This is a genomic window from Marinobacter sp. (assembly GCF_041984545.1).
In the GTDB taxonomy this organism is placed as follows: Bacteria; Pseudomonadota; Gammaproteobacteria; order Pseudomonadales; family Oleiphilaceae; genus Marinobacter.
Window position 1 is genome coordinate 99,790 of sequence record NZ_JBHIXV010000010.1, and the last position, 11,613, is coordinate 111,402.

10 protein-coding genes are annotated in these 11,613 nt (G+C 60.6%); 3 read left to right on the forward strand and 7 right to left on the reverse strand.

The window, feature by feature from the left end; genetic code table 11:
* Positions 1-15: 15 nt before the first annotated feature.
* The 4 genes from ACFC20_RS07070 to ACFC20_RS07085 all read right to left on the reverse strand — a co-directional run bounded on the left by ACFC20_RS07070 (position 16) and on the right by ACFC20_RS07085 (position 4,257).
* Positions 16-2,091, reverse strand: coding sequence for a TonB-dependent receptor family protein (locus ACFC20_RS07070; protein ID WP_375192383.1), 2,076 nt, complete (start codon positions 2,089-2,091; stop codon positions 16-18).
* A 155-nt stretch (positions 2,092-2,246) separates the two neighbouring features.
* Positions 2,247-2,984 (reverse strand): LrgB family protein, encoded by a 738-nt coding sequence (locus ACFC20_RS07075; RefSeq protein ID WP_375192384.1) that lies wholly within the window; start codon positions 2,982-2,984, stop codon positions 2,247-2,249.
* The gene (locus ACFC20_RS07080; RefSeq protein WP_375192385.1) at positions 2,977-3,357 is read right to left on the reverse strand and encodes a CidA/LrgA family protein; all 381 of its coding nucleotides are present in this window, start codon (positions 3,355-3,357) and stop codon (positions 2,977-2,979) included. The genes ACFC20_RS07075 and ACFC20_RS07080 overlap by 8 nt, the downstream gene beginning before the upstream one ends.
* A gap of 15 nt (positions 3,358-3,372) precedes the next feature.
* Positions 3,373-4,257, reverse strand: coding sequence for a bile acid:sodium symporter family protein (locus ACFC20_RS07085; protein ID WP_375192386.1), 885 nt, complete (start codon positions 4,255-4,257; stop codon positions 3,373-3,375).
* 252 nt (positions 4,258-4,509) lie between these two features.
* Here ACFC20_RS07085 and ACFC20_RS07090 point away from each other — a divergent pair, with 252 nt between their 5' ends.
* Complete coding sequence (locus ACFC20_RS07090; RefSeq protein WP_375192387.1) at positions 4,510-6,009, forward strand: wax ester/triacylglycerol synthase family O-acyltransferase; 1,500 nt, start codon at positions 4,510-4,512, stop codon at positions 6,007-6,009.
* A 26-nt stretch (positions 6,010-6,035) separates the two neighbouring features.
* Here the strand turns inward: ACFC20_RS07090 and ACFC20_RS07095 are convergent, their stop codons facing one another.
* Positions 6,036-6,662 carry a TetR family transcriptional regulator gene (locus ACFC20_RS07095; RefSeq protein WP_091990865.1) on the reverse strand — a complete coding sequence of 209 codons (627 nt, stop codon included), beginning with the start codon at positions 6,660-6,662 and terminating at the stop codon, positions 6,036-6,038.
* A 194-nt stretch (positions 6,663-6,856) separates the two neighbouring features.
* Here ACFC20_RS07095 and ACFC20_RS07100 point away from each other — a divergent pair, with 194 nt between their 5' ends.
* Entirely contained in the window at positions 6,857-7,960 is a 1,104-nt protein-coding gene (locus ACFC20_RS07100) for a ferredoxin reductase (protein WP_375192388.1), read from the forward strand.
* Positions 7,961-8,028: 68 nt separating this feature from the next.
* Positions 8,029-9,102 (forward strand): fatty acid desaturase family protein, encoded by a 1,074-nt coding sequence (locus ACFC20_RS07105; RefSeq protein ID WP_375192389.1) that lies wholly within the window; start codon positions 8,029-8,031, stop codon positions 9,100-9,102.
* Here ACFC20_RS07105 and ACFC20_RS07110 read toward each other — a convergent pair.
* Both ACFC20_RS07110 and ACFC20_RS07115 read right to left on the reverse strand, forming a co-directional pair.
* Positions 9,092-10,924, reverse strand: coding sequence for a 7TM diverse intracellular signaling domain-containing protein (locus ACFC20_RS07110; protein ID WP_375192390.1), 1,833 nt, complete (start codon positions 10,922-10,924; stop codon positions 9,092-9,094). The two genes, ACFC20_RS07105 and ACFC20_RS07110, sit on opposite strands and share 11 nt — an antisense overlap.
* A gap of 213 nt (positions 10,925-11,137) precedes the next feature.
* A partial coding sequence (locus tag ACFC20_RS07115) for a transposase (protein ID WP_375192391.1) occupies positions 11,138-11,613 on the reverse strand: 476 nt, incomplete at its 5' end.

Genomic DNA, 11,613 nt, shown 5'->3' on the forward strand with positions numbered 1-11,613 from the left:
GGGTTCACCCCAACATCAGAACGCCCACTCCAACCCCGCATAGAAGGTTCTGCCCGGCCCGGGCTCAAAGTAGCCCCGCTCCGCCACCGGCCGGTTGGCGTTGGCGTTAATGCGCACGTTGCTGAAATAGTCTTCATCCAGCAGGTTGCGGATGCCGGCGTACAGGTTGAGGGTCTGATCGGCCAACCGCAGGGAGTCGCCTGCGCGGACACCAACCAGCCAGTAATCCGGAACCCGGGTCTGGTTGCTGTTCTCGGCGTAGAATTCACCCACGTACTGCCACTCAAGGGCAGCAAACCGGCCTCCGACATCCCGCCATTCCAGCTCATTGACCCACAGGGTTCCGGGCAACCCCGGGATCTCGTTACCGTTGGCATTGTTGCCCTGCTCGTCGGTGAACTCCTTGAGCTCGTAGTCCGCCAGGGTCAGGGCACTGGTGATCCGCCACGCGTAGGAGATATCCCAGCCCAGCCCCAACTCCAGGCCATCGCGACGGGTTTCGCCGGCGTTTTCGTAGAAGGTCTGGTCGCCCACGTTGTAAGGCAGGATCTCGTCTTCAACCCGGATCGAGAACAGCGCCAGCTCGTAGCTCACGCCCTCTCCCAGCAGTCCCCGCATCCCGACCTCACGATTGAGTGCCTGCTGGGGCTCCAGCGCCGGATTGAAACCACCACCGCCGGGGTTGGCGAACTCGGTGAACGTGGGCGATTCGAACGCCGTGCCCACCGTTGCGTACACCTGTTGTCTGGCGGCCCACTGGTAGCTGATGCCGGCCACGCCGCTCCACTCCCTGAAAGTGCGGCTACCGGAATCGTCGCCATCTACCCGCCGTTCGTCATCAATGGCCAGTCTGAGGTGGTCAAAGCGTACGCCCAGGGACAGATTCAGGGCGTCGGTGAGCGCCAGATCGCCCTGCCCGAACACCGCCGTATTGGTAGCACTCTGGTTTTCGGCCTGGGTTTGCCCGGTGATGTCCCCATCGATTGATACCGAGTAACGGCGACGGTCATCTGACTGGTGGTGCAGATCCAGCCCGGTGACCCAGGTCAGTGGCAGGCCGCCGGGGAAGGAGTTTTGCTGGTATTGCGAACTGACGCCATAGAAATGGCGGTCGTAAGCAACCCGGCTGGCGCCCGGGAAGGGCAGTTGCTGGGCAAAATCCCGGTGGGTGTAAAAGGTATCCACCGTCACTCGGCCGGGCAAGGCGACGGCGTCTTCATAGCGCACACCGAGGGTCTGCTGGTTAACCGTCTGGCTGCTATCCAGGCGTTTGGCCAGGGCAGTTGCCTGGGTCGGATCGGCCTGCGCCTGGGCCAGGGTGAGGCCGCCCGGGTCTTCGGACCTGGGATTGTGCAACAGATTGAGGGTGGTGATCACGCGTCTGCCGGGGGCCAGCTTATGGCCGACGCGGGCATTGAAGATGCCTTTCTCGGCCTCGCTCTGCTCCCGGTGTCCGTCCACGGTCATCCAGGAAAGCGTAGCGATTCCACTGGTATCGCCACGAACGCTATTGGTCTGAACGGCGGCTTTCCGGTACTCGTCACTGGCGCCATCCAGTCGCAGGCGCCCGCCTTCGGGAAGCTCGTCGCCCAGCGCCGTGGTAATGTCAATGACACCACCCGCCGCATTGCCATACTGCACCGATGCCGGACCACGGATGACCTCGATCCGCTGGGCGGAGTCCAGGTCTATGGCGTCGATCTGGGACTGGCCATCCGGCAGGGTGTAGGGAATGCCGTCCACCTGGACGCGGATCCCGCGAATGCCAAACGGAGCCCGGGCCCCAAAGCCCCGGGTGGACAAGCGCAGGTTCTGTGCGAAATTGTAGCGGTTCTGGAAGAACAGGCCGGGGACTGTGCTCAGTGACTCATCCAGCTGCAGGCGCTGCTGACCCTCCTGTATGTCCGGAGCATCAATAACCGAAACCGCCGCCGGGGTTTCGTAAAGGTCTCGAACCAGGCGCGAGGCCGTCACTTCGAGTACCAGTTGTTCATCGCTGTCCGTCGTCGCCTGCCCCACGGCGGAAACGCTGGCGAGGCAACCAGACGCCAATACCAGAACTCGGGGAAGAATAATCTGCTTCTTGTTCATGTGGTCTCCTCGCACTCATGACCGGGTTTGCTCGCCCATTAACGGTACGCAGTGACCGGAAAATGGTGTCACCTCATTGCAGCGGGAGACTGCCAGACTTTAAATAATCATTTGTTTTGTATCTTATGCAACTTTGGTACTGCTACCGGTTACGCTCAAGCCGGCAGCCACTGCGCCAGAAGATCCACCAGCCAGGGCACGAACAGCGCCGTGGCAAAGGCGGAGAGCGCCATGGCCAGGCCTGAAAACGCGCCCATCTGGGAACTAACCTGGAAGGCTCTCGCGGTTCCGATGCCGTGGGCCGCCACACCCATGGCGATGCCTTTGGCGGTATCGTCCCGCACCCGGACCCACTCGAACAGCTTGGTGCCCAGCACCGCACCGGTAATCCCGGTCAGTACCACCAGCACCGCGGTCAGCGAAGGCAGACCGCCGATTTTTTCCGAAATGCCCATGGCCACCGGCGCCGTGGCCGACTTCGGCGCCAGGGACATCTGGATTTCCATGGAGCCACCCAGCAATCGTGCCAGACCGATAGAGCTGCCGGCGGCGATCACCACGCCACAAACCAGCGAGATAGTCACCGGCAACCACAGCTGTCGGAGTCTTGAAAACTGCTGGTACAGGGGCACGGCCAGGGCCACGGTTGCCGGCCCCAGCAGAAAGTGAACAAACTGCCCACCCTCGAAATAATCACTGTAGGGCGTTCCGGTTGCCAGCAGCAGCACAATGAGCATGGCCACGGAGGTAACCACGGGGTTGGCCAGCGGATTGGAGTTGGTTCTCAGGTACAGCCGGTAGGCCAGCCCGTAGGCAACCAGGGTGATGGTCAATCCCAGCAGCGGAGACGTGGAGAGATAGACCCAGATATCCTTCAGACCCGGCTCACTCATCGCTGCCCTCCTCTATTGGCGCGTCCTTCACTAACCAGCGACTGGTCAGCTGCATGATCAGGGCCGTGGCTACCATGGTGATGACGGTACTCAGGAGCAGGGCCAGCGTTATCGGCAGCCACTCGTCGGCAATCCGGCCAAAGTGCGCCATCATGCCCACGCCCGCCGGCACAAACAGCAGTGACAGATGGCTGAGCAGCGCCGACGACGCCTGATCCACCGACGCAGGAGTGTGGCCGCGGATCATCAGGGTAATAAACAGCATCACCATGCCCAGTACCGGCCCCGGAATGGGTAACCCGACCAGACGAACGGTGACCTCGCCGACCAGCTGGTATACCAGAAGCAGGGTAATGCCATTGAGAAACTGCATGACTGGAGACTCCGATCAGTTCGCCACGTGAACCGTGGACGCGGGGATAATGCGCCGGCCATACATGGCCAGTACAAATCCGATGGGGAACATCAGCACGCCATACACCGCCGCCGGTATCGACATGGCGCTGGATTCCAGCAGCGTCAGGGTAACCATAAGCGCAATGGTGCCGTTTTTCACGCCCAGCTCCACCGCCACCGCCAGGGACTCGCGCTGGGTCAGCCCGGTGGCCCGGCCGGCCAGCAGCCCAAGGAGAATGCCCGCCAGATTCAGGAGGATGGTTGCCGGCCCCGCCTGCCGGAGCAGATCCCAGATCTGGTCCCGCACACCGTAAATAATCACCACAATCAGCACCGCCAGCACCACCCCGCCGAACAGGCTGACAACACTCTCGGCTTTTCGTGCGGCCTCCGGATTACGGGTACGAACGGCCATGCCGATCGCCACCGGCACCAGCACAATCCCCACCAGCATGCCCACGGTTTTCCAGACCGGCAGCACAATGTCTTCCTCGGTACCCATGTAATGTGCAAGAGCCAGATTGGTGAACAGGGGCAAGGTGAGAATGGTGATCAGACTGGCGGAAACGGTCAGCACGATGGAAAGGGCGATATTGCCCCGGGCCAGCAGGACAAACAGGTTGGACGTGGTACCTCCCGGACAGGCGGCGATGATCACCAGGCCAACGGCAATGGCCGGTGGAACAGACAATAGTGTGGCCAGCAGGAAAGCCACCAGCGGCATGATCAGTATCTGGGCGACAGTGCCCACGATCATGCCTTTCGGATAGACCGCAACCTGGCGGAAATCCCGGACGGTGAGGGTCATGCCAATGCCGATCATGATGATGAACAGTGCAACCGGCAGGCCTGCCGAGATAAGCGGACTGGATTCCACGATGCCTCCGAAGGTTTTTGTTTTTAGTAGGAACCAATCGATGCAAAGTAGCACACGCCGCCCATTTGCGGGAGCCTGCAAACGGCAACAGCGTGTAACCGGAACCCTTGGCAAAGCCTTGGCAAAAGGTTGGCAAAAAAAGGAACTTTCTGGCCGCGGGCATCGTGTCTGGGGGGCGTTACACGTATACTTGCAACACACACGTATTTACCCGGACACACGTGGCGAAACACAAGGGGAGAGACACAAGGAATGAAACGCCTCGCAACACTGGATGCCTCCTGGCTGGCCGTGGAATCTGAAGACACCCCCATGCATGTGGGCAATCTGCAGATTTTCTCACTGCCGGAGGGCGCCCCTGACACCTTCCTGAGGGACATGGTAGCCCGCATGAAGGAAACCGGCGATGTAGCCCCGCCCTGGTGCTACAAACTCGCCTGGTCCGGCCTGCTGGGCCGGCTGGTGGCACCGGCCTGGAAGGTTGATAAGGACATCGATCTGGACTACCACGTGCGTCACTCGGCACTGCCCCGCCCGGGCGGTGAGCGGGAGTTGGGTGTGCTGGTATCGCGCCTGCACTCCAATCCGCTGGATTTTGCCCGCCCCCTCTGGGAGTGCCATGTTATCGAGGGCCTGGAAAACAACCGGTTCGCGCTCTACACCAAGATGCATCACTCAATGATTGATGGCATCAGCGGCGTGCGACTGATGCAACGGGTGCTCACCACCGACCCCGACAAGCGGGACATGCCACCGCCCTGGTCCGTGCGCCCCGAGCGCCGTCGCGGTAGCAAGACCGATTCCGAAGCCAGCGTGCCGGCGGCTATTTCCCAGGCCATGGACGCCCTCAAGCTGCAGGCGGATATGGCGCCAAGGCTCTGGCAGGCTGGCAACCGACTGATTCATTCCGTGCGTCACCCGGACGATGGCCTGACGGCGCCCTTCACCGGCCCTGTTTCCAAGATCAATCACAGGGTTACCGGCCAGCGCCGATTTGCCACCCAGCACTATCAGCTGGACCGCATCAAGGAGTTGGCCAACGTCTCCGGCGGTTCCCTGAATGATATCGTGCTGTACCTTTGCGGTACCGCGCTGCGTCGTTTCCTGGTGGAACAGGACGAGCTGCCGGAAACCCCGCTGACTGCGGGCATTCCGGTGAACATCCGCCCCGCCGACGACCAGGGCACCGGCACCCAGATCAGCTTCATGATCGCGTCCCTCGCGACCGATGAGCCGGATCCGCTGATCCGGCTGCAGAACATCAAGACGTCCACCCGTCGCGCCAAGGAGCACCTGCAAAAGCTGCCCAAGAGCGCGCTGACCCAGTACACCATGCTGCTGATGTCGCCCTATATCCTGCAGTTGATGTCCGGGCTTGGCGGGCGCATGCGGCCGGTATTCAATGTGACCATCTCGAACGTGCCCGGGCCGCAGCGGACGCTCTACTATGAAGGTGCCAAACTTGAGGCCATGTACCCGGTGTCGTTGATCGCCCACGGTGGCGCCCTGAACATCACCTGCCTGAGCTACGACGGCTCCCTGAACTTTGGCTACACCGGCTGCCGGGACACCCTGCCGAGCATGCAGAAGCTGGCGGTATACACAGGCGAGGCCCTGGACGAGCTGGAAAGCCTGATCCTGCCGCCGCCGGCCAAAGCCAGTGCAGCGGCTAAACCCGCCAGCACCAAACCGGCGGCAGCACCGAAAAAGCGGACAGCACGCAGCCGGAAAACTCCGGCGGCCGGCAGCTGAGGTCTTCTGGTAGAGCCAGCGGCGCCTCAGCCGTTGCTCTTCCAGTGGGCCGCACCCACGAAGATCAGTTGAAGGAAGCGGGTGGTCCGCTTCCGGATCTGGTCAATCTGGTAATCGTCATCCGGTGACACCCCGAGCAGATCCGTCAGGCTGAACGCCACGCTACGAACCACCAGATCGCAGGTTACGTCCAGATCCTGATCACTCAGGTGATCCACCAGCCGCAGACGGCGCAGGTCGTTGGCCAGCTCGCTGGCAAAAAACCGCATCTCGCTGCGAATCCCCTCCTGCACAGCCCGACTCTCGCCGGCCAGCCCCTGGGCCATGAACATGAAAAAGCTGCGGTTGGCGCGGGCATGGCTGATGAAAATGGCCACGGACTCGTCGATCAGCTTATCCGCCTGCAGTACATTGCCCCGCGCCTCCCGCATCATCCGTCGCAGCACCAGCCCCAGCTCATCCACCAGTTGCAGGCCCAGATCGTCCATGTTGCGGAAATGCCGATAGAAGGACGTGGGTACCACGCCAGCCTGCCGGGTGACTTCCCGGATACCCAGACTGGCAAAATGCCGGCCTTTACCCACCAGGGTCAGGGCCGCGTTCATCAGTTTCTCGCGGGTCTCCCCGGGTTTTCTGCGCTGCTTGTCCGCCATCTCTTCTGTGCTCTGACCACCACCCATTGATGGGCTACAAGTGTACACATCCACACCGTAAAAGGCAGCGGATGCTTGTCATTTCATGCCAAGCATACGGGATCTGTTGCCTCCCTGAATACCGGTGTGTACATTCGTACACATTAGTGAACAGTCGTACACACGATATTGAAAAGCCTCAGGGAGGCCCAAGCATGTTAGCGAAACAAACACAGTCCAAAGCTCTGCACTGGCTTGGCAGGCAGCTGTTCAACAGCAACAAACCGGAAACCTTCCTGGACCCGCTGGTGGAGCAGATCAACCCCATGTGGGTACAAGAGTACACACCAGCACGGGTGGAACAGATCATCCAGGAAACGTCAGATACCAAAACCCTGGTCTTGAAGCCCGCCGGGCGCTGGCCCGGCTTCGAGGCGGGCCAGCATGTGAACATCTGTATTGAAATCGACGGCGTTCGCCGCCAGCGCACCTTCAGCCTGTCCAGTTCACCAATCCTCTGGCAGGAAACCGGAAGGATCAGCCTGACCATCAAACGCTTGCCCGGAGGCCTTGTTACCAACTGGCTACACGATCATCTGGAAACCGGTGCAGTGATTGGCCTGGGCGACGCCTTTGGCGAATTCCGGATTCCCGAGCCGGTGCAGCCGGTGCTGTTCATTGCCGGCGGCAGTGGTATCACGCCAATACTCAGCCAGCTGGAAACCATGGCAGCACAGGATTACCGGGCTCCGGTCACCCTGCTCTATTACGTGCGCACGTCGCAGGACATCATCGCCCGGGAGAAGCTTGAAGCCCTGGCACGCCGCTTCAGCGCACTGACCCTTGAGATCATCCCAACCCATGAGGGCACGACACCCCGCTTCCTGAACGAACGGGATCTGGACAGCGTGCCCGGGCTGAAGGCCCGCCAGGTGTACCTTTGCGGCCCCAAGGGATTGATGGATCTGGCCGGCGATCTGCTGGCGGCCCGGGGTATTGCCGAGAACGACATTCACAGCACCTTCTTTTCCGCGCCCGCAGCGGATCTGGGCGACGCGCCCCTGGGCGGCGAGGTGCAGTTCTCGAACAGCGATCTTGCTGCCAGCTCGGAAGGCGACGCCTCGCTGCTGGACATTGCCGAGGCCTCTGGCCTGAACCCACGGCACGGCTGCCGGATGGGTATCTGCCACCAGTGCAGCTGTCGAAAAACCAGCGGCACCGTGATCAACCGGCTGACCGGAAAAGCCTCGGGCCCCGGCGAGGAAACCATCCAGCTTTGTATCTCCGTACCCCGGGGCCCGGTATCCCTGGACCTTTGAGAACCCAATTCTGATTGCGGCACCTTGAGCCTTTGAAAGAGCCATCAACGTCCGCGAGGAGTAAGACCATGAAGAAATTGAACGAAGCGCAACTGGCAGAACTCGAACAGGACCTCAACGCCATCCGCGACGAGGTTATCGCAGACCTTGGCGAGCGGGATGCCCGGTATATCCGGCGCATGGTTCGCCTGCACCGGGCACTGGAGGCCGGCGGCCGGATCATGATGCCCTTCGGTTTCATTCCGCCCGTGTTCGTGGCCGCCACGGCAAGCCTGGGCGTGGCCAAGATCATCGAAAACATGGAGATTGGCCACAACGTCATGCACGGCCAGTACGACTGGATGAACGACCCGGCCCTGCATTCACAAACCTATGAGTGGGACACCGTCTGTACCAGCGACTCCTGGCGACGCACCCATAATTACGAGCACCACACCTACACCAACATCATCGGCAAGGACCGGGACTACGGCTACGCCGTGTTGCGCCTGACCGACGATGACCCCTGGAAGCCGTGGCACGCGTTGCAGTTCATCAACTACATCCTGCTGAGCGTGTTTTTCCAGTGGGGCGTGGGGCTGCACGAACTTGAGACCGAGAAACTGCGGCGGCGGGAGATCAGCTGGCGCGAGAAGCTGCCGTTTCTGAAGGACTTTGCGCGCAAGGGCGGGCGCCAGGCGTTCAAGGATTACCTGTTCTTCCCCCTGCTGACCTTCCCGGTGGCCCCGATTGTGCTGGCGGGTAATATCAGCGCCAACCTGATCCGCAACCTGTGGTCATCCACGGTGATTTTCTGTGGCCACTTCACCCAGGATGCAGAAACCTTTACCGAGGAAGAGTGCGAGGGTGAGAGCAAGGGCCACTGGTACCTTCGTCAGTTGACCGGCTCCTCCAACTTCACCGGTGGCCGTTGGTTGCACGTACTGAGCGGGCACCTGAGCTACCAGATTGAGCATCACGTGTTCCCGGACCTGCCGGCCCATCGCTATCCGGAAATCTCGCCGAAGGTGCAGGCGGTTTGCCGCAAACACGGCATTCACTACAACACCGGTAGCTTTGCCCGCCAGTACGGCACGGTACTCAAGCGCATTGCCCGCTTCTCCCTGCCGCTGGGGCAGGCAAACCGGGCCGCTACCGCGTAGCCGGCTCGGTACCGCCAGCGCGCAGATGCCCGGGCGGGCGCACCGTTACCCGGTTGCGCCCGGCCTGCTTGGAGGCGTACAGGGCGGCGTCGGCTGCTGCGATAAGATCGCCGGGCTCAACGGAAGTGCCACCCGGCGCAGTGGCGGCACCCAGACTCACAGTCACCGGCACCAACTGACCTTCCCAGCGGAAATTCAGATCCCGCTCCACCGCCGCACGCACCTTGTTGGCGAGGGCCTCGGCGCCGGCCATATCGGTGTAAGGCAGAATAATGGCGAACTCTTCACCGCCGTAGCGGGCAACCAGATCGGTTCCCCGGCGCACCACGGTGGTCAGCACATCGGCCAGCTTTCGCAGACAGGCGTCACCCGCCTGGTGGCCGAGGTTGTCGTTGAGCGCCTTGAAGTGGTCAACGTCGATCATGACCAGAGCCAGGGGCCCGTTGCGCCGGCAGCGAGCGGCTTCTTCCGATAACCGGACATCAAAGAAACGGCGATTGAATACACCCGTCAACCCATCGGTTGAACTGAGCGCCTCGAGCTGTCGGTTGGCGGCTTCCAGTTCCGCGGTTCGCTCGGCCACCCTGGACTCCAGCTTTTCGGTCATTTCCTGCTGTATTCTCTGGGTCTCCAGGGTCATGTGCCGCAAGCGGTCGGCCAGGGCTATGGACAGCAGGATAACCTCGAACGCGGAACCGATCTGGATGCCAAACTCGGTAACGAAGTTGGCCGGCACAACTGCAAAGGTTTTGAACGTGTATAACAACATGCCCGACAGCAGCGCCGTCCAGGCCAGCATGAAATAGCGGGCCGGCCGGAACCGCCGGTAGAGACAAAGGCCACCGGCAAGAATGACGAAGCCGACGGCCACCGCCGCCATAAATGTATTGATCCGGATAACCGTTCCATATGCGGGCCAGAGCAGCGCCGCGGCGCCCATCACCAGGAAAAACGCCATCAGGCCCACAAAGATTTTCTCGAGCCGTGGGGCGTTGTCGCGGAGCGCAAGGAATGAACGGGAAAAACCCAGCACGCAGAACATGCCGGTGGCAATCAGGAAGGCCACGGCCCGGTTGTTCCACCAGGGTGACTCCGGCCACAGATGCTCAAACGCCAGCCCGTTCAGGCTGAGCTGCAACAGACAGTAGGACAGGATATAGGAAACGTACCACAGGTAGTTGGTGTCCCGAATGGACACGAAAATCAGGAAGTTGAAGATCAACATGCACACCAGCAGGCCGTAGTAGAGGCCGAGCAGAAATCGCTCCTGGTGATCCGCGGCACTGAATTCATCGGAATGCCAGAGCAACATGCGCATCTGCACGGCCCCGGTGGTCTTCACCCGGAAAAACAGATCCACCTGCTCGCCAGTGGCCAGATCCAGGTAAAAGTTGATGTTGTGATGATCCCTGGGTCTCAGATGGAAAGGCACCGAATCGCCGGCAATCTGCCGGTTGATGGTGCCATCTGGCCGCACCACGAACAGTTCCATCTCGTCGATAATGGGGTATAGCCCTTCCAGAACCCAGCGATTGTTCGGGCTGGAGCGGTTAGCCACACGGGTATGAAACCAGTAGGTGGAATCTGTGAAGCCGAAGTTGTAGGCCTGATCTGGCATGCCGGTGGAGCCCAGACGGTGCCACTGGCGAATGACGCGGTTTATGGAGAGATCAGACGAGGCGTCTTCGTAATAGGTCAGATAACGGGAAATGTCGAGTCGCCCGCTATCACGATCGAGTACAACGGGATGGTTGTCCGGAATTTCGATGGCAAAAGCTCCGGACGAGCAAAGTGCCAGCAACACAAGAAACGCAATATGCAACTAACTGGTGCCCATCCAGAAACCCGCATTTTCAGTCAGTTTAGCTCACCTCCAGGAGTGGAGGCTGAGCTGATTGCCTTCAAAAAATGAAAGCAGCTAAATATTGGCAAATGTGATTATTATTTGATCGATTGGCTCGCATTCAAGCCACGGGCGGGCACCGCACGACTGCTCATGCGACCTGTTTACAGATGTTCAGTCGGAACCGGTCGGCTAATCCGGACCGAGTCGCGCCAACCGCACCAGGTTGTAGCTCAGAACTGAGGCCCAGACAAACGCTTTGAAACCATCGTGACCTTTCCACTTCGCTTTCGCGGCTCCGAAGGCCCGTTTCAGCTCCGAGATGTTGCCTTCGATACCGGCTCGAAAATGGCGCAAGGCTGTAAAGGTCTTCGACTTCACGCCCATTGCAGTGAGCGATACGCCAACGGGTTTGTGAAACACCACGTGCTTAAGCCCCATGGCACGTCCGGCCGCGACGTTCGCCTGGCTGGCGTAGCCGCCATCGGCCACCACGGAGCGGGGCAGTTTGCCCAGAACGGACTGGTGGTAATCCAGAACCGGCAAGAACAGGGTCTTGTCACCGGGGTTACCCTCTTCGATGGTGAGGGCGGTGATAAAGCCCCCCGCTTCACTGCTCAGGTTAATCTTGTGACCATACTGCACGTCGCGGAATCCCTTGACGATGA

What these genes read in the sequence shown, in the direction of transcription:
- ACFC20_RS07070 (WP_375192383.1), bottom strand. Translation starts at nt 2,091, where the DNA reads ATGAACAAGAAGCAGATTATTCTTCCCCGAGTTCTGGTATTGGCGTCT.
- ACFC20_RS07095 (WP_091990865.1), bottom strand. Translation starts at nt 6,662, where the DNA reads ATGGCGGACAAGCAGCGCAGAAAACCCGGGGAGACCCGCGAGAAACTG.
- ACFC20_RS07080 (WP_375192385.1), bottom strand. Translation starts at nt 3,357, where the DNA reads ATGCAGTTTCTCAATGGCATTACCCTGCTTCTGGTATACCAGCTGGTC.
- ACFC20_RS07090 (WP_375192387.1), top strand. Translation starts at nt 4,510, where the DNA reads ATGAAACGCCTCGCAACACTGGATGCCTCCTGGCTGGCCGTGGAATCT.
- ACFC20_RS07105 (WP_375192389.1), top strand. Translation starts at nt 8,029, where the DNA reads ATGAAGAAATTGAACGAAGCGCAACTGGCAGAACTCGAACAGGACCTC.
- ACFC20_RS07075 (WP_375192384.1), bottom strand. Translation starts at nt 2,984, where the DNA reads ATGAGTGAGCCGGGTCTGAAGGATATCTGGGTCTATCTCTCCACGTCT.
- ACFC20_RS07100 (WP_375192388.1), top strand. Translation starts at nt 6,857, where the DNA reads ATGTTAGCGAAACAAACACAGTCCAAAGCTCTGCACTGGCTTGGCAGG.